General features: G+C 56.7%; 21 protein-coding genes. 13 read left to right on the plus strand and 8 right to left on the minus strand.

From position 1 onward, the window contains the following. Positions 1 to 5 precede the first annotated feature (5 nt). Complete coding sequence (purL, locus tag V7651_RS16245) at positions 6 to 2,309, plus strand: phosphoribosylformylglycinamidine synthase subunit PurL (RefSeq protein WP_335613759.1); 2,304 nt, start codon at positions 6 to 8, stop codon at positions 2,307 to 2,309. Here purL and V7651_RS16250 read toward each other — a convergent pair. Beyond that, positions 2,306 to 3,301 carry a M28 family peptidase gene (locus tag V7651_RS16250; protein ID WP_335613760.1) on the minus strand — a complete coding sequence of 332 codons (996 nt, stop codon included), beginning with the start codon at positions 3,299 to 3,301 and terminating at the stop codon, positions 2,306 to 2,308. The genes purL and V7651_RS16250 overlap by 4 nt on opposite strands. Before the next feature lie 80 nt (positions 3,302 to 3,381). Here V7651_RS16250 and V7651_RS16255 point away from each other — a divergent pair, with 80 nt between their 5' ends. After that, complete coding sequence (locus V7651_RS16255; RefSeq protein ID WP_335590997.1) at positions 3,382 to 3,612, plus strand: BolA family transcriptional regulator; 231 nt, start codon at positions 3,382 to 3,384, stop codon at positions 3,610 to 3,612. 2 nt (positions 3,613 to 3,614) lie between these two features. Here V7651_RS16255 and V7651_RS16260 read toward each other — a convergent pair whose 3' ends face one another. Next, the gene (locus V7651_RS16260) at positions 3,615 to 4,121 is read right to left on the minus strand and encodes a DUF1993 domain-containing protein (RefSeq protein ID WP_051625012.1); all 507 of its coding nucleotides are present in this window, start codon (positions 4,119 to 4,121) and stop codon (positions 3,615 to 3,617) included. Between the two features lie 141 nt (positions 4,122 to 4,262). Between V7651_RS16260 and V7651_RS16265 the strand changes: the two genes are divergently transcribed. Both V7651_RS16265 and grxD read left to right on the plus strand, forming a co-directional pair. Then, positions 4,263 to 6,128 carry a M2 family metallopeptidase gene (locus tag V7651_RS16265; RefSeq protein WP_335613761.1) on the plus strand — a complete coding sequence of 622 codons (1,866 nt, stop codon included), beginning with the start codon at positions 4,263 to 4,265 and terminating at the stop codon, positions 6,126 to 6,128. 86 nt (positions 6,129 to 6,214) lie between these two features. Next, a complete protein-coding gene (grxD, locus tag V7651_RS16270; protein ID WP_035540586.1) occupies positions 6,215 to 6,556 on the plus strand; it encodes a Grx4 family monothiol glutaredoxin in 342 nt (113 codons plus the stop codon). A gap of 29 nt (positions 6,557 to 6,585) precedes the next feature. Here grxD and V7651_RS16275 read toward each other — a convergent pair whose 3' ends face one another. Beyond that, positions 6,586 to 6,846, minus strand: coding sequence for a hypothetical protein (locus tag V7651_RS16275; RefSeq protein ID WP_335613762.1), 261 nt, complete (start codon positions 6,844 to 6,846; stop codon positions 6,586 to 6,588). A gap of 164 nt (positions 6,847 to 7,010) precedes the next feature. Here V7651_RS16275 and rimO point away from each other — a divergent pair, with 164 nt between their 5' ends. Further along, on the plus strand, positions 7,011 to 8,348 hold the full coding sequence (gene rimO / locus V7651_RS16280) for a 30S ribosomal protein S12 methylthiotransferase RimO (RefSeq protein ID WP_335613763.1): 1,338 nt from the start codon (positions 7,011 to 7,013) through the stop codon (positions 8,346 to 8,348). On the opposite strand, the gene V7651_RS16285 is transcribed toward rimO, so the two are convergent. Continuing rightward, positions 8,330 to 9,034, minus strand: a complete 705-nt coding sequence (locus V7651_RS16285) for a DJ-1/PfpI family protein (RefSeq protein WP_335613764.1) — start codon at positions 9,032 to 9,034, stop codon at positions 8,330 to 8,332. The two genes, rimO and V7651_RS16285, sit on opposite strands and share 19 nt — an antisense overlap. Before the next feature lie 66 nt (positions 9,035 to 9,100). Here V7651_RS16285 and V7651_RS16290 point away from each other — a divergent pair, with 66 nt between their 5' ends. The 3 genes from V7651_RS16290 to V7651_RS16300 all read left to right on the plus strand — a co-directional run bounded on the left by V7651_RS16290 (position 9,101) and on the right by V7651_RS16300 (position 11,754). Further along, positions 9,101 to 10,069 carry a GlxA family transcriptional regulator gene (locus V7651_RS16290; protein ID WP_335613765.1) on the plus strand — a complete coding sequence of 323 codons (969 nt, stop codon included), beginning with the start codon at positions 9,101 to 9,103 and terminating at the stop codon, positions 10,067 to 10,069. A 100-nt stretch (positions 10,070 to 10,169) separates the two neighbouring features. After that, entirely contained in the window at positions 10,170 to 11,099 is a 930-nt protein-coding gene (locus tag V7651_RS16295) for a GIN domain-containing protein (RefSeq protein WP_335613766.1), read from the plus strand. A 19-nt stretch (positions 11,100 to 11,118) separates the two neighbouring features. After that, the gene (locus V7651_RS16300) at positions 11,119 to 11,754 is read left to right on the plus strand and encodes a GIN domain-containing protein (RefSeq protein ID WP_335613767.1); all 636 of its coding nucleotides are present in this window, start codon (positions 11,119 to 11,121) and stop codon (positions 11,752 to 11,754) included. Here V7651_RS16300 and V7651_RS16305 read toward each other — a convergent pair. Together V7651_RS16305 and rpsD are read right to left on the minus strand one after the other, a co-directional pair. Continuing rightward, positions 11,751 to 12,578 carry a polyphosphate kinase 2 family protein gene (locus V7651_RS16305; protein ID WP_035540579.1) on the minus strand — a complete coding sequence of 276 codons (828 nt, stop codon included), beginning with the start codon at positions 12,576 to 12,578 and terminating at the stop codon, positions 11,751 to 11,753. The genes V7651_RS16300 and V7651_RS16305 overlap by 4 nt on opposite strands. A gap of 75 nt (positions 12,579 to 12,653) precedes the next feature. Further along, a complete protein-coding gene (rpsD, locus tag V7651_RS16310; protein WP_034739547.1) occupies positions 12,654 to 13,271 on the minus strand; it encodes a 30S ribosomal protein S4 in 618 nt (205 codons plus the stop codon). A gap of 183 nt (positions 13,272 to 13,454) precedes the next feature. Between rpsD and V7651_RS16315 the strand changes: the two genes are divergently transcribed. Continuing rightward, a complete protein-coding gene (locus tag V7651_RS16315) occupies positions 13,455 to 14,276 on the plus strand; it encodes an SDR family NAD(P)-dependent oxidoreductase (protein WP_335591005.1) in 822 nt (273 codons plus the stop codon). An 84-nt stretch (positions 14,277 to 14,360) separates the two neighbouring features. Next, positions 14,361 to 15,359 (plus strand): glycosyltransferase family 2 protein, encoded by a 999-nt coding sequence (locus V7651_RS16320; protein WP_051625010.1) that lies wholly within the window; start codon positions 14,361 to 14,363, stop codon positions 15,357 to 15,359. 15 nt (positions 15,360 to 15,374) lie between these two features. Here V7651_RS16320 and V7651_RS16325 read toward each other — a convergent pair whose 3' ends face one another. Both V7651_RS16325 and V7651_RS16330 read right to left on the minus strand, forming a co-directional pair. Continuing rightward, positions 15,375 to 16,865, minus strand: a complete 1,491-nt coding sequence (locus V7651_RS16325; protein WP_335591007.1) for a lipopolysaccharide biosynthesis protein — start codon at positions 16,863 to 16,865, stop codon at positions 15,375 to 15,377. Next, on the minus strand, positions 16,862 to 18,088 hold the full coding sequence (locus V7651_RS16330; protein WP_335613768.1) for a glycosyltransferase: 1,227 nt from the start codon (positions 18,086 to 18,088) through the stop codon (positions 16,862 to 16,864). The genes V7651_RS16325 and V7651_RS16330 overlap by 4 nt, the downstream gene beginning before the upstream one ends. 148 nt (positions 18,089 to 18,236) lie before the next feature. Between V7651_RS16330 and V7651_RS16335 the strand changes: the two genes are divergently transcribed. The 3 genes from V7651_RS16335 (at position 18,237) to V7651_RS16345 (ending at position 21,215) form a co-directional block, all read left to right on the plus strand. Beyond that, on the plus strand, positions 18,237 to 19,508 hold the full coding sequence (locus V7651_RS16335) for a glycosyltransferase (RefSeq protein ID WP_335613769.1): 1,272 nt from the start codon (positions 18,237 to 18,239) through the stop codon (positions 19,506 to 19,508). A gap of 12 nt (positions 19,509 to 19,520) precedes the next feature. Further along, entirely contained in the window at positions 19,521 to 20,579 is a 1,059-nt protein-coding gene (locus V7651_RS16340) for a glycosyltransferase family 2 protein (protein ID WP_335613770.1), read from the plus strand. A 159-nt stretch (positions 20,580 to 20,738) separates the two neighbouring features. After that, positions 20,739 to 21,215, plus strand: coding sequence for an acyltransferase (locus tag V7651_RS16345; RefSeq protein ID WP_335613771.1), 477 nt, complete (start codon positions 20,739 to 20,741; stop codon positions 21,213 to 21,215). The last annotated feature ends 18 nt before the right edge of the window (positions 21,216 to 21,233 follow it).

Raw genomic sequence — 21,233 nt, forward strand, 5'->3', positions numbered from 1 at the left:
CCCAAATGCCTGATACATCCGCGATCCTCGCCCATCTCACCGCCACCCAGGAAGAGGCCCAGGGCCTCGAGCACGGCATCAAAGCCGATGAATGGGAACGACTTGTCACCCGTCTTGAACGCAAGCCGAACCTTGTCGAACTCGGCATCTATTCGGTGATGTGGTCCGAGCACTGCTCCTACAAATCCTCGCGCCGCCACCTGTCGAAATTCCCGACCAAGAATGCCCGCGTCATTCAAGGCCCGGGCGAGAATGCCGGCGTGATTGATATCGGCGACGGCCAGGCCGCCATCTTCAAGATGGAGAGCCACAATCACCCGTCCTATATCGAGCCTTACCAAGGTGCGGCAACGGGTGTTGGCGGCATCCTGCGCGACGTCTTCACGATGGGCGCGCGCCCCATCGCGCTGGTCAACGCCCTCCGCTTTGGTGACCCGAGCCACCCCAAGACCCGCAGCCTCGTGGCGGGCGTCGTCGCGGGCATCGGCGGCTATGGCAATTGTGTCGGTGTGCCGACCGTGGCCGGCGAAACCCAGTTCGACGCGGGCTACAATGGCAATATCCTCGTAAATGCGATGGCCGTTGGCCTCGCGGATCAGGACAAGATTTTCTATGCGCGCGGAGCGACACCGGGCAATCCGATCTTCTATGTCGGCTCCAAGACCGGCCGCGACGGCATTCACGGCGCGACCATGGCATCCGCAGAATTCTCCGAAGGCGACGAAGAAAAGCGCCCAACCGTTCAGGTTGGCGACCCGTTTACCGAAAAGCTGCTCATCGAGGCCTGCCTTGAGCTGATGGCCACGGACGCCATCCAGGCAATCCAGGACATGGGCGCAGCTGGCCTGACATCTTCTTCTGTCGAGATGGCTGCCAGCGGCGGCGCCAATGGCGAAGGCATTGGTGTTGTAATGGATCTCGACAAGGTGCCCCAGCGCGAAGAGGGCATGACGGCTTACGAGATCATGCTGTCGGAAAGCCAGGAGCGTATGCTCATTGTGCTCTATCCGGACAAGATCGATATGGCGAAGGCCATCTTCGACAAATATGACCTGTCGGCAGAAGTCATTGGCGAAACGACTGATACTGGCCACCTCGTGCTGACGCAGTTTGGCGAAGTCGTGTGCGATATCCCGGTTGCACCACTCGCCGAGGATGCACCGAACTATGACCGGCCTTGGAACGAACCACCGAAGCGTACGCCGCTCGACCCGGCCGCTTTCGATGTACCCGCTGACCTTGCCGGCACGCTCCTCAAACTCATGGGCACACCAGACATGGCGTCCAAGCGCTGGGTCTGGGAACAGTATGATCGCCATGTCATGGGCGACACAATTGACTCCTCTCAGTCCGGCGGTGATGCGGCCATCGTACGCATCCACAAGACCAACAAAGCCCTGGCGATCTGCTCGGACTGCAACCCGCATTATGTCTCGGCCGACCCCTATGAGGGCGGCAAGCAGGCGGTTGCAGAAGCCTATCGCAACCTGTCGGCCGTAGGCGCCACGCCTATCGCGATCACCGACAACCTGAATTTCGGCAATCCTGAAAAACCGAACACGATGGGCTATATCGTCAAGGCCATTGAAGGCATGGCTGAGGCCTGCCGCGAACTCGACTTCCCCGTCGTGTCGGGCAACGTGTCCCTTTATAACGAGACGGACGGCACCGCCATTCCGCCGACGCCCGTAGTTGGTGGTGTTGGCTTGCTTGAGGACATTTCCAAATCCACCACCCTCAAGGGCGCCAAGCCCGGCGACCTTCTGGTGATGATTGGCGGTATCGGCACCCATCTTGGCGCCACCCAATATGCCCGCAGCGTGCTTGGGCTTAAGGGCGAAGCCCTCGGCACACCGCCAGCTGTCGATCTTGCGGTCGAGAAGCGCAATGCCAGCTTTATCCGCGATCTCATTGGCGCAGGGCTCGCGACCGCCGTGCATGATATTAGCGATGGCGGTCTTGCCTGCAGCGTGGCGGAAGTGGCGCTCGCATCCAATTGCGGCGCAGTTGTCAACGTCAGTCCAGAGATGCAGGGATTCCCAGCCTCGCACCTTCACGCCGCCCTCTTCGGTGAAGACCAGGCCCGCTACATCTTCACCGTCGCTGGCGACGCTGAGAACGCGCTGGCTCAGTTTGCTGAAGCGCGCCCGGACGTACCGATGTTGATGCTGGGCTCGATCACGGATGCATCCGACGGCCTCATCTTCGCTGTAGATGTCCGCAATGACCAGACATTCTCGGTTGGCCTGGATGCCCTTCGCAGCGCGAATGAAGACTGGCTGCCCGGCTACATGAACACGGTCGACTAATCGGCGGCTTTCTCGCCGCCGATTATGTCCAGCTCTTCATCTGCCGCCATTGCCGCCATCACCAGTGTGTCCCCTGCGCGCGCGAAGAAGTCAGGCGTAATGTTGGCATAGTCATCAGATGGCGTGTGATAGCCGGGATGGTCTTCGACCCCGAAATAGAGGAACGCAATTCCCGCATCGTGGAAGACCGAATGATCGGACTGGCTGGTCCAGTCGTCCGCCGCACCCAAAGCCGGATCATCATGACCAGCAATCAGTTTCACCGGCGCCTCGGATGCGACGCGCTCCACGAGCGGCAGCAGGTCCGGATTGTGGAACGTGCCCGCCACATAAAGCTCTCCGACCTCTGAGCGGCTGACCATGTCGTAATTCATGTTCAGCACCACACGTTGCATCGGTACGGACGCATCTTCCATCAGCGCATGGGCTCCGAGAAGGCCGATCTCTTCGCCATCAAGCGCAGCGAAAACAATGTCGTGGACCGGCTTGTGCCGTGTGAAATACTGCGCGACGTCGATCAATGCAGCGGTGCCTGACGCATTGTCGTCGGCGCCGTTGTATATCTCGCCATCAATGACACCGAGATGATCATAATGCGCCGTGATCAGCAGGACGGGCCCGTCTGTCGTGCCCTTGATCATGCCCACGACATTGGCGCCGTTGACCGAAGAATCGCCCTCCGTGTCAGGTGTCGCTGTAAACGGATGGACGAAAGCACCGCCGAGCATCTGCATGCCCAAAGTCTCGAAACGCTTCTGGATGAAATCACGCGCCGCTTGATTGCCCCGCGTACCTGTTGCCCGGCCCTCCAGCGCGTCACTGGAGAGCGTCTCGGTAAATCTCAACATGGCGCCAGCATCGATGTATTTTGGCTGGTACTGGACAAGACTTGGCGCTTCTTCCGTCTGATTGAGCGACAGGAGAACGCCGCCCATTGCCAGTGCGATGACACCCATAATGCCTGCAATAATCCACGTTTTGCGGTTATTCATGGCTGCGTTGTCTCCGTGCCTGACCTTGACCCGTGGCGGGCCCACGTCCATGTGCCTATCGCAATTGAGGACACGCTGCCATGGCCATGAACCGCGACACACTGCTCGGCTACCTGACCGACGCCTTCCCGGATGCCGAGATCACGCTCACAGATCTCGCCGGTGACGACAATCACTGGCAGGCCGAGATCATCAGCGCGCAATTTTCCGGGTTATCCCGTGTGAAACAGCACCAGCTTGTCTATTCTGCTCTCAAGGGAACGATGGGCGGAGAACTGCACGCCCTCGCCCTCAAGACCAAAGCGCCCTGAGCCTATTGGCCGGTCAGGAAATCGCGCTTGCCAAGCGCAACACCCTGATGGCGCAGCAAGGCGTAGGTCATCGTTACATGGAAAATCATGTTCGTCAGGACGAACGTGGTGAGATACTGACGCCCCTGCATCGGCACGGTCTGCGGCCCCAAAGGAATTTGCAGCGTCTCATGCTCGCTCGCGTCCACCTTCGTGTCATCGACGGAATTGACAAAGGCGAGCGCCGTATCGCACCGCGTCATCAATTCGGCAAAGGTCGTTTCCACGTCCGGAAAGCTCGGGATCTCGGTGCCAGAGAGGCGCGCAGCACCGCGAGCGGCATTGTCGCAAGCGATCTGAACCTGGCGGCTTAGTGGCAGCATATCCGGATAGAGCCGCGCCGACAGAAACACGGAATCTTCAACGTCAGTCGCCCGCGCCTGTGCCTCTCCCTTTCTAAGGGACGCGCGCATCGACGCCAGCATTTGATTGGCGGATGTTTTGAGAACGTAGGACATTGTGTCGGACATGAGGGGCGCTCCATTTGTGCTTCTGCTAGATAAGGTGAGCCCTGAAAGTAACAATCAATATTTTATCCGCGCTGAGATTGACCCCGGCGCCTCAATCTTGTCACCTCTGGGTAAATTTCACTCAGGGAGTTGTCTTTCACCATGCGTTTATCACTCGCTACCAGCGCTATTGCGCTAACTGTTGCCCTCGCCAGCTGTACAGCGCCAAAAGAAACCCTTCAGGAAACAACGCCTGTTACGGCTGAGACCACGACTGAGTCACCGACCGTTACCGAAGCGCGCGCATTCATGGCTCGCGCAGAGTCGGAACTGTCAGACATGTCGGATGAAGCCAGCCTCGTTTTCTGGGCCCAGGCAACGAACATCACGGACGAGACCAACGCCGCCGCGGCCGAAATCGGCGCCCGCGCGACCAAGCTGTCAGTGTCGCTGGCCAATGAGTCCAAGAAATTCAATATCGACGACCTGCCTCAGGATCTTGCCCGCAAGATGACCAGGCTGCGCGGCGGCATCACCATCCCTGCCCCGTCAACAGAAGGCGCGGCCGAAGAGCTCTCCAAGATCACCACAGATCTGGATGCGAAATACGGCACCGGCACCTTCAATTACAAAGGCAAGGACATGACGCTCGACGAGTTGTCGACAATCATTGAAACCTCGCGCGACCCGGAAGAGCTGAAAGCTGTTTGGGAAGGCTGGCGCACCGTTTCGCCTGCCATGAAGGACGAGTATGCACGCATGGTCGAAATCGCCAATGAAGGCGCTCAGGAACTCGGCTACCCGAGCCTCGACCAGATGTGGCTGTCCAATTACGACATGGCGCCGGAAGAGATGGAAGCCGAAGTCGACCGCCTCTGGACCCAGGTTGAGCCGCTCTACAAGGAGCTTCATTGCTACGCGCGTACGCGCCTCAACGCCCAATATGGCGATGATGTTCAGCCCAAGACTGGCCCAATCCGCGCTGACCTGCTCGGCAACATGTGGGCGCAGGACTGGTCGGGCATCTATGACGTGGTCAAGACCGACACGCCGGGACCAAGCTACAACGTCACGCAGCGTCTTCTGGAGAAGGGCTATGATCCGATCAAGATGGTGAAGACAGGCGAAGCGTTCTTTACCTCGCTCGGTTTCGAGCCTCTGCCCGAAACCTTTTGGGAGCGCTCCATGATCACGCGCCCTGAAGGCAAGGAAGTCATTTGCCATGCTTCGGCGTGGGATCTCGACAACAAGGAAGATGTGCGCATCAAGATGTGTACAGAGGTCAACGAGGAAGACTTCGATACGGTCCACCACGAGCTTGGGCACAATTTCTACCAGCGCGCCTACAAGGACCAGAACCTTCTTTACAAAGACGGCGCCAATGACGGCTTCCATGAAGCCATTGGCGACTTCATCGGTCTGTCCATCACGCCGGAATACCTGAAACAGATCGGCCTGATTGATGAGAGCGAAATGCCGCCAGCGGATGCTGATACGGCCTTGCTACTGAATATTGCCCTGAAGAAGATTGCCTTCCTGCCCTTTGCCCTCACAGTGGACAGCTGGCGCTGGGACGTCCTCTCCGGCAAGACAGCGCCTGCAGACTACAACGACGCTTGGTGGTCCCGGCGCCTTGAGATGCAGGGTATTGTGCCACCCGGCCCACGCCCGGCAGATGCATTTGACCCAGGCGCGAAGTACCACATCCCGGGCAACACGCCCTACCTGCGTTACTTCCTGTCCTACATCCTGCAGTTTCAGTTCCACAAAGCAGCCTGTGAGCAGGCTGGTTGGGAAGGCCCGCTTCACCGCTGCTCGATCTATGACAACAAGGAAGTTGGTGAGCGCTTCAACGCGATGCTGGAAATGGGGGCCTCCAAGCCCTGGCCGGACGCGCTCGAAGCCTTCACTGGGACTCGCGACATCGACGGCAGCGCCATTGTCGAGTATTTCGATCCGCTGATGGTCTATCTGAAGGAACAGAATGAAGGCCAAAGCTGCGGCTGGGACGAGCCCGCAGAAGAATAGGTAAACCACTTGTGCGCGGCGGCCCGCTTGACGTAAGCCGCCGCGCACCACACATCAGGGCTGAACATGTACTGCAGGAACACGCCATGACCGACCAGACCACGCTCGATGCCATCGAAAAGGCCGTAAAGGCCAATGACGTTGTCCTTTTCATGAAGGGCACGCCAACCTTCCCGCAATGCGGGTTCTCATCTGTTGTGGTTCAGGTGCTCGACTATCTCGGCGTTGAATATGTCTCGACCAACGTGCTCGAAGACGCAGCGGTCCGGGAAGGCATCAAGGCCTATTCGCAATGGCCGACCATCCCACAGCTCTATGTAAAAGGCGAATTCGTCGGCGGATGCGACATCGTCAAGGAAATGTTCGAAAGCGGCGAATTGCGCGACTTCTTTCAGGACAAGGGCGTTGAAGTCGAGGCTGCAGCCTAAGCTCAGGCTTGTCTGATAATACAGCGTGGCTAGTTGCTGACCATGTCAGCGACCATACCTGTGGCTGTAACCACCATGCAGCCAGCACAATTATCCGGGCGCAGGATGAGCGGAAGCAACGTTACGGTGAAGGCAAATAGCAATCCGAAAAGATACCCTTTACGCCGGCGGAACGGCATCGGATAGCACGCGCGTGCCGACTTCCGCCAACGTATCAGCACATATCCTATCAGGAATAAGCCGACACCCGACGCGAGCCAGTAAAGGGTGCTTACAGCAAAAGCTGCCATTAAAATCTCCGTTTCACTACGAAGACCAAACTAGCCTCAACACATTTGCATCCAAGAAAATGTAGCATCCAAATTCGCGAAACATCCTTAACGCGGGATTTACGCTGTTTCGCCGCTGATACATTCGGCTCGCAAACGCCCGGCGATGTGCTAAAGCGCGCGCCATGACAGTAACGACCATCACACCGAGCGCCCCGAAAGTGGGTATCGTTTCCCTTGGCTGCCCAAAGGCGCTGGTGGATTCAGAACGCATCATCACCCGCCTGCGGGCCGAGGGATATCAGATCGCGCCGGACTATGCCGGAGCAGACCTCGTGCTCGTGAACACATGCGGATTCCTCGACAGCGCGCGCGACGAAAGCCTTGAGGCCATCGGGGAAGCTATTGAAGCCAATGGCAAAGTCATCGTGACCGGCTGTCTCGGCGCCGAGCCCGACGTGATCGAAAGGGCCCACCCGAAGGTGCTCGCGATCACAGGCCCGCATCAGTATGAAGACGTCATGGCGGCGGTGCATACCCACCTGACGCCTCCTCACAACCCGCATCTGGATCTGGTGCCCGAGGCAGGTCTGCGCCTCACACCACGCCATTACGCCTACTTGAAGATCTCCGAGGGCTGTAACAACCGCTGCAGCTTCTGCATCATCCCGAAATTGCGCGGCGATCTCGCGTCCCGGCCGATCCACCATGTGCTGACCGAAGCCGAACAGCTGGTCCACGCAGGCGTGAAGGAACTCCTCGTCATCAGCCAGGACACTTCGGCTTACGGGCTCGATGTGCGCTACAAGCCAGAGACGTGGCGCGGCACTGAATATCAAACCCGCTTCCTGGATCTCGCAAAGGGGCTTGGCAGCCTCGGCGTGTGGACACGAATGCACTATGTCTACCCCTACCCCCATGTTGACCAAGTCATTCCGTTGATGGCCGAAGGTCTCATCACGCCCTATCTCGACATCCCCTTCCAGCACGCGTCTGCGAATGTCCTGAAAGCCATGAAACGTCCCGCGAAGCAGGACCGTGTTCTGGAGCGCATCCAGCAATGGCGGCGCGATGTGCCCGAACTGGCCATCCGCTCGACCTTCATTGTCGGCTTTCCAGGCGAGACGGAAGAAGATTTCGAAATCCTTCTAGACTTCGTTCGCGAAGCCAAGATTGATCGTGCCGGCTGCTTCAAATACGAAAACGTCGCTCATGCCGACAGCCGCACCCTTCCCGGCCACGTCGATGAAGCGGTGAAGGAAGAGCGTTGGCACCGCTTCATGCAGGTTCAGGCTGAGGTCTCCGCCGCGCGCGCCGAAGCGCAGATTGGCTCAGTGCAGGATGTCATCATCGACGGCGCCGGCGATGAGGCAGGGATCATGATTGGTCGCACGAAAGCTGATGCACCGGAAGTCGACGCCGTTGTGTATCTCGAAAACGCAATGCACCTGAAACCGGGTGATATTGTGCCAGTGGAGATCGACGGCGCCGACGATTACGACCTCTACGGACGCCCAGCGTGAGCAAGCATTCGCTGGCCAGCTTCATGGGCTTCGGCGCGTCGCTGATCCATCAACTTGCCCATATGCGCTGAATAGGCCGAGAGCGTTTCAGCCTCAGCGAGTTCCGGCCGACCACCCGGGAATGGCGGCGAGGGCGCGTATTCGTATCCCAATGTCAGCGCTTTGGCGTAGGCTTCACCGGCGATCTCCGCCACCATGGTCAGCGCGAAGTCGATCCCTGCGGTGACGCCGCCACCCGTTATGGTGTTTCCGTCGCGAACCACCCGAGCTTCATCCACGATCGCGCCAAACTCGGGCAGCAATTCCCGCCAGGCCCAGTGACAGGCCGCGCGCTTGCCCTGCAGCAAGCCGGCCGCCCCAAGGATCAGCGACCCGGTGCATACGGAGGTGACATATCGCGCGCCGAGACCGAGACGCCGGACCTCCGAAACGAAAGCCTCATCCAGCGCCACCTGCGTCGCAGTCATGCCGCCTGGAACACAGAGTAGATCGCAATGCTCGATATCTGAGAGTTTCTTCGTTCGACCGATTACGAGATTGCCCTCTGCCGTCACCTCACCGCCATCCCGGCTGGCGATCATTGTGGAAGCATTCGGCAAGCGGCAAAGCACTTGGTGGGGTCCGGTAAAGTCGAGATGGGTCATGTTGTCGTAGATTGCGAAGACGGTGGTGAAGGGCTGGCTCATGTGGATCTCCTTGCTGACATCCTGAATTTGGCCTAGATGCCGTTTGGCAGAAAGGACGTTGTTCCCATGAATTCCGCCATTCTCACCACGCGCGACATAGGCGTCCTCATCTTTGAGGGCTTCCAGCTGCTTGACGCGGCTGGGCCGATTGCCGTGTTCGAGATGCCGGTTCGGGGGCTTAACCCGCCGCCCCCCTATCGGCTGACCGTGTATTCGCTGAAGGGTGGTCCGGTGAGATCGTCCAGCGGCGTATCGATGTACTCCGAATCTTTACCAACCGGCTTGACGCTCGACACACTGATCGTATCCGGAGGCGAAGGCACGCGCAGCGCGATGCACGACGATTCCATGCTAAGCGCGATCCGGGACATGTCCTTGCGGACAAGGCGCACAACGTCCGTTTGTTCGGGCGCCTTCCTTCTCGCGGCGGCAGGCCTGCTGGATGGCCGCAAAGCAACCACGCACTGGCGCCGGTGCCCTGATATGACCCGCAACTTCCCGGCCGTTAAGGTCGAACAAGACCGCATCTTCGTGCGCGACGGAAAATTCTGGACATCTGCCGGCATTTCCGCCGGGATCGATCTGGCGCTGGCCCTTGTCGAGGAAGATCTTGGAGAAGATGTTGCCCGGGAATCTGCCCGGGAGCTGGTCGTCCATCAACGGCGGCATGGTGGCCAATCCCAATTTTCGGTGATGCAGGACGTGAAGCTCGCATCCGGACGCTTCGACACACTGATCGACTGGCTCCGCGCGAACTTGGGAAGCGAATTGAAAGTCGAACAAATGGCTGAACATGCGGGGATGAGTCCCCGGAACTTTGCTCGCGTCTTTCGTACCGAAACGGGTACGACCCCTGCCCGCCTTGTCGAAAAGCTCAGGCTCGAAGCGGCGAGGGAACGTGTGGAGATGACTGGCATCTCGCTCCAGAAAATCGCGCAGCAGACCGGATTTGGCGAAGCCGAGCGTATGCGGGTGTCCTTTATGCGGGCTTACGGGCAGCCCCCGATGGTTCTGCGCCGTCACCGCAGGGGATGAGAGGAAAAAGCTGTGATTGCCGAAAATTATCGAAAAACAACGATTGACTTATCGTATTTCGATATACAATAGTCTGACGAAATCAATATGGAGACGCCTCATGACACGCATCGCCCTGCCCCTTATCGTCCTGGCTGCCGCATTGGCGCCGATTGCCAGCGCAGAATCGAAATCCTTCCCGGCCGGCGATTTCACCGCGATTGATACGCGTGGCGCCGTGGACGTGATTTTCGAAACAGGCCCGGATGCCTCGATTTCAGTCGAACAGGATGACGGTGACTTCAGCGACATCTTCATCGAACAGAATGGCCAGACACTTCTGGTCAGTCGCAACAGCCTCCGCAACAAAGCCGGTTGGGCCCGCAATGTCTCCCTGTCCACCAAGAACGGACACAAAGTGGTCAAGGTAAACGGCAAGCGCGTACCTTCCTACACCATACGCGTCACCGCCCCCGCCCTTGAAGAGGTCTCCGTTGCAAACTCGTCGAGCCTCTCGGCATCAGGCCTCAACGTGTCCACATTCTCAGGGTCTGTGTCATCAAGTTCTGACCTGACGCTTTCGGGCACAGTGGAGCAGGCTAAGCTTCGAGCATCCTCAAGCGGTGATCTCAATGCAAAGCAGCTGGCGGCCACAAACCTCGACCTGGATGTTTCATCCAGTGCAGATGCTACAGCAAAAGTGCTCGGCGGCAAGCTCACCCTGGAAGCCTCCTCCAGTGCTGACGCTTCCATTGAGGCAACGGGTACTGAACTTGTTGGAATAGACGCCTCTTCCAGCGCCGACGTGGAAATCTCCGGAACCTGCCAGATGCTCAATGCCGCTGCATCTTCCAGCGCGAACGTATCTGCTGACGATATGCAGTGCGTAAACGGCGATATCCAGGCCAGCAGTGGTGCGGATGTGGATGCTTATATCAGCGGAAAGCTTGAGGCGCGCGCCTCCAGCGGAAGCGATGTTACCGTACGCGGCAATCCGGCAACCCGTGACGTGCGCGAATCCAGCGGCGGTGATATCGAGATCAAAGGCTAAGACCAGAGGAGCACGACATATGCGCAAGATGTTACTGGCAACGATTTGCCTCACCCTATCCACCTTTTCAGCAGCCCACGCCGACACGTCGCAATCCTATGACTTCACCGGATTCGACGAACTCGACATATCGGCGGGTGTGGACGTCTCTTTTGAAACCTCCTCGGAATACTCAGTCATAATCGATTTTGAGAAAGGCGGACCTGACGACATGAAACTGCGTCAGGATGGCTCGCGCCTCTATATCGCGCGGAAGGTCATATCGAACTGGGGGGATGACAAGGTGCGCGCAAAGGTACGCGTAACCAGCCCGGCCATGTCGGAAATCGAAGCGAGTTCAGGTTCCAGCATCCGCGCCAGCGGGCTGAGCGCTGATGTCCTCGTTCTCGACGCATCCAGCGGCGCGTCCATCAAGGCGGACGGGAAATGTGGCTCGCTGAAGATTGTTGCCAATTCAGGCGGCAGTGCAAATGGCCGTAATGTATTGTGCGAGAAAGTTGCCGCGAATGCGTCCAGTGGCGGCTCCGTCTCTGCCACCGCTTCGCTCGAAGCTCATAGCCACACCTCAAGCGGCGGAAGCGTCGATATTTACGGCGACCCGCAGAAACGCGAACAGAACAAATCGATGTCTGGCGGCTCAACCAGCTTCCATTAACCGATATCGAAGTCGCCCGGCTTGTATTCAGAAACGGGCCATTCGAGCTTCATGTCTTCTAGAGCGCCGCGTACGAGCCGCGCTATCATGGCATTGCGGCGGGTTCGGCTATCCGACGGAATGACGTACCATGGCGCATGACGCGTGGAACAGCGCGTGACGGCTGTTTGATAGGCATCCATATACTGCGGCCAGAGCTTACGATCCTCGAGGTCGCCAGGATTGAACTTCCAGAGCTTGTGAGGCTCCTCAAGTCGTTCCGCGAGGCGAACACCCTGCTCTTCATAGCCGACATTCAGCATGCATTTAACGATGGTCACCCCATTTTCGGTGAGGTGTTTTTCAAATGCATTGATCTGCGCATAGCGCTGCTCGATCTCTTCCGCAGGCGCGAAACCGCGAACTTTTACGACAAGCACATCTTCATAATGAGACCGGTCGAAAATGCCTATATTGCCCTTCTTGGGAACAGCATTGTGAATGCGCCAGAGATAATCCCGCGCCAGTTCGTTTGAGCTTGGTGCCTTGAAGGCCTTCACTTCCATGCCGAGCGGGGTCGTATCCGAGAAGACGCCTTTGATTGTGCCAGACTTGCCTGATGTATCCATGCCCTGAAGTATGACGAGCAATGAGCGCTTGCCTTCAGCATACATCATGTCTTTCAGCTCGTTGATGGTAGCTGCGTCCTTCTTCAAGCTGGTTTCAGCATTCTCCTTATCCTCAAACAGCGACTTGTCGCCCGTGTCGCGCGATGACAGGTCGAATGTCTTGCCGGGCGCCGCGATAAGCGCCTGACGGGTAGCAGCGATACTTGGCGTGGACATTGATGTAGCTCCAAAACGACAAAGGCCGCACCAGTCTGGCGCGGCCTTTGCAAAAATTCAAGAAATTCAATCCTCTTACGAGGAGTAGAATTCCACGACCTGAGCAGGTTCCATCTGAACCGGATATGGCACGTCAGCCAGGCCCGGCACGCGAACATAGGTTGCCGACATGGCTTTAGGGTCGACATCGACATATTCCGGGATGTCGCGCTCAGGGCTACCCAGAGCTTCGAGGACGAGTGCGATATTACGTGATTTCTCACGGATCTGCACCACATCACCTGGCTTCAGACGAGCCGAACCGATGTTGCAGCGGCGACCATTGATCATGACATGACCGTGGTTGACGAACTGACGAGCGGCAAAGATGGTTGGAACGAACTTAGCGCGGTAAACGAAAGCTTCGAGGCGTGACTCAAGCAGGCCGATCAGGTTTTCTGCGGCGTTGCCCTTCATGCGGCTCGCTTCTTCATAGACGCGTGCGAACTGCTTTTCGGTGATGTCGCCGTAGTAGCCTTTGAGCTTTTGCTTGGCCATAAGCTGCATACCAAAGTCAGAGACCTTGCCGCGGCGGTTTTGGCCGTGCTGTCCTGGCTTGTAGTTACGCTTGTTGACGGGGGACTTTGCGCGGCCCCAGATATTTTCGCCGACCCGACGGTCGATCTTGTACTTCGCGCTGTGGCGACGTGACATGGTAGTACCTCATTTCGACGCGGGCCGGTGGGCGGCGCTCATTCGCACCCACGATTTCAACGGCGGCTCCGCACCAGCCCGTAGATAAGGAACGGCTAGAACACCAAAATCGCTGGCGCGTCAAGCCGCGCTCCTGCTACTGAAACAGCACAAAAAGCAGAATAATCATCTGGGAGGAATAAGATGAAGCGCATGGATGGACGAGTGGCAATCGTGACCGGCGGAGGCAGCGGCATTGGCAGAGCTTCCTGCCAAGCGCTCGCGCGTGAAGGTGCAGCCGTACTGGTTACCGATATCGACGAGGCCGGAGCTGCTGAAACCGCGTCACTTATCACTCAGGACGGCGGCCAAGCGCTGGCTGCTAAGCATGATGTAGTGGATGAGGCCCGCTGGTACGAGATCATGACGCTCTGCGAGGAAAAGCTCGGTCAACCTTCAGTCATGGTCAATAATGCAGGCGTGGCCATTGGCGGCGCCATTCTAGAGTACAGCCTCGCTGACTGGCAAAAACAGATGGCGATCAACATGGATAGCGTGTTCTTGGGGACGCGGGCAGCCATGCAGGCGATGAAAGAGACTGGCGGCTCAATCATAAACATCTCGTCCGTTGCTGGCCTGCGGGGCGCATCCGGGGTCAGCGCGTATTGCGCGAGCAAAGGCGGCGTGCGGCTGTTTACCAAGGCAGCCGCTGTTGAATGCGGTCAGCTCGGCTACCCTATTCGTGTTAACTCTGTGCATCCCGGCATTATCGACACCCCAATCTGGCAAAAAGGCATCACCCGCATGGTGGAGACCATGAGCGATGATCAGCGCGCCGCAATGGCGGCTCAAGCTGGCGCGAATGCGTTTGATGTTGATGCGATTGGGGCTCAATCAGCGCCCATGGGACGCGCTGGCCGTCCGGATGAAGTCGCTGCCTTGGTAGTTTTCCTGGCGAGCGACGCATCCAGCTATATCACCGGACAGGAACATGTCGTTGATGGTGGCATGACAGCCAAGTCCTAATGATGGATTCGAGCATACTCCGGCGCGAATATTGCATTTATACCGCTCTAAATTCGTATTCGCGCCATATGCAGGAGCGCCCCCTTGAGTGACATCACGGTTGTTATCCCTAGCTACAACAGCATCGCCACCATTGAGGCTGCGGTAGAGAGTGCGCTCTCCCAGACCATTCCGGTCAATATTATTGTGGTCGATGACGGCTCGAAGGATGAAACCGTCACCAAGGTTCAGCAACTCGTGAATCAGAATGCCAATCTGACGCTTATCGTGCAGCCACAGAACAGGGGCCCATCCGCAGCGCGAAACCGCGCAATATCAGAGGTCAAAAGCGGCTGGATAGCTATCCTTGATGCAGACGACTACATGTACCCGGACCGACTACGCAAAATGTTGGATGTCGGTGTAAACGAACAGCTCGACATCGTCGCAGACGACCTTGTTCGAGTGCCTGCCATTCCCCAGCCGGCCAGCGGCACGCGTCTCTGGGCAGATCAACCTATTGGCCTGGTTCGCATGGATGCAGGCATGTTTGCGCTCGAGAATCTCAATGCACGCACGGGCAGCCGCCGCGAGCTGGGCTATTTGAAACCGATCATCCGGACCGAGTTTCTTACAGCGAATGCGATCAGCTATAATGAGGATATGCGCCTGTCGGAGGACTACGACATTTATATGCGCTGCCTTCTGGCTGGCGCCCGTTTCGGTCTCATCGACCCATGCGGATATTTCTCGGTCGACTACCCGAACTCATTGTCAAAGGAATTCGCCTCCGCAGATCTACGGCGGGTGCTTGATCGGGATCGTGAGTACCTTACGCATTCCGGCCTAACGGCTGAAGCGAGACAATCAATATCCCGCCACAAGATGCAGGCCTACAAGCATTGGTCATGGATGCATCTGATCGAACGAGTCCGGGAACGCGATCTTGTGGGGGCGCTCGCGACGTTCGCGGCACCTCCTGAGATTGGAGCAACCCTTGTCACTCGCATCGTGCGTCATGCGCTTGGCAAGGAGCCTGTGCCACAGTCAGTTGAACGAGAGGCCAAGGTCCAGCCTATCGAAAAGATACTGGCTGCATCGTAGTTTACGGCAGACTTACTAAACAGCGCCCTTGGCAATTGTGATCGCCTCTTCCCGGCGTCCCTGCGCGACCATGATCAATGCCTGAACGATGCGCTTCGCAAGCGTTGGCGAGAGAAGCGACAAGGCCCCGACATATGACACAACGCCAACACTGACCAGAATGACCATTTCCAGCAAGGCATGTATGGAATCCTGGATCATCTGCATGCTGACCCAGACAATGACACCCATAATCACCGACGCCAAGAAAGCTGATGAACCAGCAATGACCTGGCGCTTCATCGGAAAACCGATCGAGGATTTGACCGCATAGGCACCAAGCGCCCATGTCACAAGCGTCTGGGCAAACATGGCCAAGGCGACAGCCTCAAGGCCGATGTGAATGGTTGCCCCAACAGCCAGCACCGTAAGAACCAGCCCCACCAGAGAGATTTTGAACGTCCAGTCGACACGTCCCACCCCATTCAGGACGCCTGAATTGAAAGCGGTCGTTGGTGTGCGAAGTCCCATAAGCAGGAAAACCTGTATGGTCGGAACGGCCGGCACCCACTGATCGCCGAACACAACGGGGATCGCGACAGGCGCCAAAACACAGGCCCCGATGAAGGTCGGATAAGCAATCAAAGCCGCGAGTTTCATTGCGCCTTCGATCGCACGATAGAGCGTGGGAAGGTCATGCTGTGTTTGTGCGGCAACCGGCAGCGACACGGCCGCAAAAGGCGTCACGAATGCAGCCTTCGCCTGATCAAGCAGTCGCACCGCCATGTTGAACATGCCGAGTGCGGCCGGGCCGAGGATGGCGCCTACCAAGCCTCGCGAAACCGTCCCGTCGGCCGCTACGACCACTTTCGTTGCCATGTTGAACGAGTTGAAACGCGAGAGTTCCCGTGTTTCGGCCCAACTTGACTTAAACGAAGGCCTCCATTTGGCCATCGCAGTAAATGCGATGAGCCGGACCACTCGACGGGCGAGTTCCATGTAGATTAGCGCCCAGGCGCTCTGAAGCGTGAATGCCAGCACAATACCCACGACTGCCGCAACAATCGTACCCATAACGTCAACAAGTGTAATTTCGCTATATCTCAGATCACGCTGCAGGAGCGCTGCCGGAACGGAGGTTAGTGCCCCGATGAACAAAGATATGGAGAATAACCGTATCATTGGGACAAGTTCAGCGTGATCGAACGCATGCGCGATCAATGGTGCCGCGAAATTTATTCCAAGCCAGAAGACCGCTGCCAGTACAAGCGACTGCATGAAAACCGAACTAATGTGGCCCGCCTGAAGATCACGGCGCTGTATCAATGCATCATTCAGGCTGCCCGACGCGAAAATCTCTGGAATAGAGAAAATGACCAATGTCATGCCAAAAATACCGAAATCCATCGGCGACAACAGGCGCGCGATGAATACCAGCGACAGCATGCTGCCTGCCATGCCAAACCAGTTGCCAAGCGCATTCAGGGCAACCGCTTTGCCGGCGCGTCGAAGCAGACTCTGTGTCATTTGGAGCGATCGACTTTCTGAAACAGCCTCATCGAAGCAGCTGCTTCGTGCTGGTAGCGCTTTGAAAATATGGACGATGCTTTGCCAAGCTTGTTCATTAGCAGGAAATATCTAACAGAATTCCAACGGTTTTCACTAAATAGTGCTGAGCGAACGCGCCATCTCAGGCCACGCGCAAGCGAGGCGACAATTTGCGAGCCTATCTCGGAAGACATGGCCAACTTGCACAGTTCGTCCACCAGTTTGGGGTCCTTCAAGACCTCGTCACAGCCATATTTAGATGCGAGAGCCCGCCTCAATGCCGTGATTTCCGAGGGTGTAAGAGGTTCGTCACTGGTGGCTGCCGCTTCTCTGAGATCATCCATGGTATGCGACCAGAGTTTTTTGCGGGCCATCACCGCACTCCGCCTGATCAGCGCATGGCGTTTGGAAGCCTGGTTATGGACTTTCTTGCCTTTGCCCAGGTATTCGCTGAGCTTGAGCTGGGGGTGAATGCTACGAAAAATGATCTTGTCAAATTGCGCCCAAGACGATGCCATCGCCTCAAAATCCACCTGATTTTCCTTAGTTCCCCTGACACCATCGTGAATGCGCTGCCGGAATATGTAGTCTTCCGTGGACACGGGCGTCGCGACCCGCGCAAGACGGATCAGCATGTCATAGTCCTGTGAGCGCACGAGGTTCTCATCGAACGGTCCGACCATGTCGTAGAGTTCCTTGCGAACAATCATGCCTGGTTGATGCGCAAACATATCTTCGAGTGTCGCGGCCAGAAACTCGTCGGATTCACAGTCGCGCCAGTAACCGTCTCCAAGTATGCGCACGGCACCCATAGTATCGACCGTGAAGCGCTCATGACGGCCATAAGCCATATTGGCGTCAGGCGCGTTCAACAGGACCTTCATCAAGGTCGCGAGTCCATCAGGAAGCGCCAAGTCGTCGTCGTCAAAAATCCAGACCAATCCGTCCGAGACCAATTCCAGGGCCATATTTAACGCGGCGGCTTTACCGCCGTTGGGCTTCGAGATGACGTCTACACGTCCTTCATAAGCTTTGAGTACCTCAAGCGTATCGTCAGTGGATCCGTCGTTAATGACGATGATTTTGTGAACAGGCCAAGTTTGAGCCAAGAGGGACTCTATGCTCTCTACCAGAAAGCCCGACCTGTTGAAGGTCGGAATGAGGACCGTAACATTGTTACTCGTCATATTTTGTTCCGACATTACTACAGATGCTCGCTTCTGACCCCAAATTGGTACGCCAAGTCATGGCACCGAACTTGCTCTGACAGCTGTAGCAAATTGTGCGCCAACCCGTCATGCTAACAGCAGTTCACGAGTTCCGGTTCCGGCGAAAATGGAGGCTCAGCGAATGAAAATCGCTTTTTTTGTCAATGCTTTCCCGATGATGTCGGAAGCGTTCATCGCCAACAGCGCCGCGGCTTTGATTGATCATGGACATAGCGTGGACATTTACGGGATCGGAAATGTCGAGCCAACTGGTCTTTCGGTCAAAGCGCTTGTGGGCCATGGGTTGGACAAGCACACTGTGAATATGAGGTGGCCCAATTCCGGAACGGCAAGATTTGCCGGTCTGCCGGCCGCTCTGGGCACAATCGCACGGAAAAACGGGATTGTGTCGCTGACGCGGCTTCGCCCCGACATCTATCGCCGCTCACTGGTCGATCTGTCGGCGTTTTACCAAGCGAGTGGTTTTGAGGGAGGCGGCGAGTATGACATTCTTCACTGCCAATTTGCGACACTCGCCGAGAGTGTCATCAAACACCGCAAGGCCGGTTTCTTGAGCGGCAATATTGTCGTTAATTTCAGGGGATATGACATTACTGAAACCGTCGAAGCGGTCGGCCCCCATGTCTTCGATCATGTATGGCCAGAAGCAGGCAGCTATATTGCAAATTGCGACTATTTCCGTCGAAAAGCGATCGCGCTCGGCTGCCCGGAGGACCGCATTGGCGTTATAGGGTCGGGCATACGGCTGGAGAACTTTCCCTTTTCGTCACCTCGCCTGACCAAAGGTGAACCACTCAAATTCCTGATGGTCGGACGGCTGATTGAACGGAAAGGCTTTCACATCGCGATGCGAGCGATTGCTCAGTTCCAGAAACAGTCTTCACAACGGATCAAAGTGGATATCGTCGGCAATGGACCGATGCGAGAAGACCTAACAAGCTTAGCGTCCGGCCTAGGCATCGCCAATGCCGTGAATTTCCATGGCGCTTGCGATCACTCGGAAATTGCGAGCCTGATAGGCCAGACCGACATCTTTCTGGCGCCTTCCATGACCAGCGCAATTGGTGGCCAGGATGCCCCCGTCAATACGCTTAAAGAGGCCATGGCCATTGGCCGACCCGTAATCGGCACGCATCATGGCGGCATACCTGAACTCGTCATCGAAGGCGAAACGGGCGCCTTGGCCAAGGAAGGCGACGTCGCCAGTCTCTGCGAAGCCATCGAGCGGCTCGTATTGAATCGCGGGGACTGGCCCGCACTGACACATCGGGCACGTAAAAAGGTCGAGTCGATGTACGCTCTCGATACCTGTACCGATCAATTGATCCGCCATTATGAGAAAAGCCTCCATTGGGCCTCCTCGCGCCCACTCCCGCAAATCGTGACAAGTTGAAAGTCCAATCCCATGACGAATTTAAAGAACAATCAGGCCGATGTGACGGTAGTGGTAACAGCGCGCGACCGATTCAGTCTCGCCGTCAGGTCGCTTGAAAACCTGGTAGCTGTTACGCGGCATCCCTACAAACTCATCTATATTGATGCGGGGAGCCCGCCCACCGTTGCGAAGAACCTAAAACAAATTTGCGAGAAAAATGCCTTTGAATATGTGCGCTTTGACCATTTTCTTAGCCCCTGCCAGTCCCGCAATCGTGGGCATCACATGTCCAGCACAAAGTATGTGGCGTATATTGAAAATGATGTCATGGCGTCTGAAGGCTGGCTCGAAGCGCTAATCAAGTGTGGCGAGGAAACCGGCGCGGAGGTCGTTCAGCCTCTGATATGCCAAGGCATGCCGCTGCACACGGAAATTCACCAGGCTGGCGGAAACTTCACTGAAGATATGGATGCCTTCTTCAATGGCCCCACTCAATCGCGCCGCCTTACGGACAAGCACCTCAACCACCAAGGCAAGCGTGTCGACGAGGTCGAACTGGAACGTACGGAAACCCAAGTCTGCGAAGTCCACTGCATTCTGGTCAGGCGGGACACATTCGAGCGGTTCGGCGATTTCGACGAGAACATGCCTTGCTCCAAGGACCATATCGACTTCAGCATAACAATCTGGGCCAATGGCGGAAGGATCATGCTGGAACCCTTTTCAGTGGTGACATTCTGCCATCCTGATCGCCACAATCCGGTCGAGGTAATGGACCGACCCATCTTCATTTTGCGCTGGTCGCCCAATTGGCAGCGCAAAAGCCTCAACCACTTCCGCAAGAAGTGGGGTCTCGAATCTGACCCTTATTTCGAGAAGTATCAAAAACTGACCAAATGGCGTTATCATGATGGCGTCGTTCGACCCATGATCCGCAAACTACCCATGATCGGTCACAGCTACAAAGTTCAGGCAATTGCCTCCAAAGCCATGCTGCCCCTCATCAGTGCGGTAGGAACCCACCTAGGAAACAAGCAAGCCTCGCAAACGGCCAACTGGAACAGTCGAGAAGTCCCCACTTCCCGCTGAAGTCCTAACCTTGCAAATTTGGCCTGTGGTGCGCCCATACAGGCCGGATTTTCAAGCTTTGCCTGTATCCACGAGCTTTTTCCCTTGCGTCAAAACATTGCACAGAACTTGGTTTGACACTTGCATACCGCTGGGCCATCAAGCTTTCGGGGACCGCAAATGCCTATTTCGGATACAGTCAGATTAATCGGTGATGTAATCATTCATCATCCGGCGCTCGTCAACCTGTACGGATGTCAGGTCGGCGACGGCAGCCGTATTGGCGCCTTTGTCGAGATCCAGAAGGGCGCGACAATTGGCGAAAAGTGCAAGATTTCATCTCACACTTTCATCTGCGAAGGCGTGACAATTGAAGATGAAGTGTTCGTGGGCCACGGCGTCATGTTTACCAATGACCGCTTCCCACGCGCAACAAATCCTGATGGTTCAGCTCAGTCTGATGAAGATTGGACGCTTGAATTCACACAAGTTAAACGCCGGGCCTCTATAGGATCCAACGCAACGATCATGTGTGGCATCACGATCGGTGAAGGGGCGCTCATTGCCGCAGGTGCGGTCGTGACCAAAAACGTCCCGGATCACGCTATTGTAGCTGGAGTGCCAGCAAAGGTAGTTGGTGATGTCCGTAACAGCTAAGAACACCACCGGCAAAAC

The sequence above is a fragment of the Hyphomonas oceanitis genome, from assembly GCF_036964545.1.
GTDB lineage: Bacteria > Pseudomonadota > Alphaproteobacteria > Caulobacterales > Hyphomonadaceae > Hyphomonas > Hyphomonas oceanitis.

Excerpts from the sequence above, each read along its gene's own strand:
- grxD (WP_035540586.1), top strand. The coding sequence starts at position 6,215 with ATGACCGACCAGACCACGCTCGATGCCATCGAAAAGGCCGTAAAGGCC.
- V7651_RS16295 (WP_335613766.1), top strand. The coding sequence starts at position 10,170 with ATGACACGCATCGCCCTGCCCCTTATCGTCCTGGCTGCCGCATTGGCG.
- V7651_RS16305 (WP_035540579.1), bottom strand. The coding sequence starts at position 12,578 with ATGTCCACGCCAAGTATCGCTGCTACCCGTCAGGCGCTTATCGCGGCG.
- V7651_RS16265 (WP_335613761.1), top strand. The coding sequence starts at position 4,263 with ATGCGTTTATCACTCGCTACCAGCGCTATTGCGCTAACTGTTGCCCTC.
- V7651_RS16255 (WP_335590997.1), top strand. The coding sequence starts at position 3,382 with ATGGCCATGAACCGCGACACACTGCTCGGCTACCTGACCGACGCCTTC.
- V7651_RS16275 (WP_335613762.1), bottom strand. The coding sequence starts at position 6,846 with ATGGCAGCTTTTGCTGTAAGCACCCTTTACTGGCTCGCGTCGGGTGTC.
- rimO (WP_335613763.1), top strand. The coding sequence starts at position 7,011 with ATGACAGTAACGACCATCACACCGAGCGCCCCGAAAGTGGGTATCGTT.
- V7651_RS16315 (WP_335591005.1), top strand. The coding sequence starts at position 13,455 with ATGAAGCGCATGGATGGACGAGTGGCAATCGTGACCGGCGGAGGCAGC.
- V7651_RS16340 (WP_335613770.1), top strand. The coding sequence starts at position 19,521 with ATGACGAATTTAAAGAACAATCAGGCCGATGTGACGGTAGTGGTAACA.
- V7651_RS16345 (WP_335613771.1), top strand. The coding sequence starts at position 20,739 with ATGCCTATTTCGGATACAGTCAGATTAATCGGTGATGTAATCATTCAT.
- V7651_RS16300 (WP_335613767.1), top strand. The coding sequence starts at position 11,119 with ATGCGCAAGATGTTACTGGCAACGATTTGCCTCACCCTATCCACCTTT.
- rpsD (WP_034739547.1), bottom strand. The coding sequence starts at position 13,271 with ATGTCACGTCGCCACAGCGCGAAGTACAAGATCGACCGTCGGGTCGGC.
- V7651_RS16335 (WP_335613769.1), top strand. The coding sequence starts at position 18,237 with ATGAAAATCGCTTTTTTTGTCAATGCTTTCCCGATGATGTCGGAAGCG.
- V7651_RS16325 (WP_335591007.1), bottom strand. The coding sequence starts at position 16,865 with ATGACACAGAGTCTGCTTCGACGCGCCGGCAAAGCGGTTGCCCTGAAT.
- V7651_RS16330 (WP_335613768.1), bottom strand. The coding sequence starts at position 18,088 with ATGTCGGAACAAAATATGACGAGTAACAATGTTACGGTCCTCATTCCG.
- V7651_RS16260 (WP_051625012.1), bottom strand. The coding sequence starts at position 4,121 with ATGTCCGACACAATGTCCTACGTTCTCAAAACATCCGCCAATCAAATG.
- V7651_RS16250 (WP_335613760.1), bottom strand. The coding sequence starts at position 3,301 with ATGAATAACCGCAAAACGTGGATTATTGCAGGCATTATGGGTGTCATC.
- V7651_RS16285 (WP_335613764.1), bottom strand. The coding sequence starts at position 9,034 with ATGAGCCAGCCCTTCACCACCGTCTTCGCAATCTACGACAACATGACC.
- V7651_RS16290 (WP_335613765.1), top strand. The coding sequence starts at position 9,101 with ATGAATTCCGCCATTCTCACCACGCGCGACATAGGCGTCCTCATCTTT.
- purL (WP_335613759.1), top strand. The coding sequence starts at position 6 with ATGCCTGATACATCCGCGATCCTCGCCCATCTCACCGCCACCCAGGAA.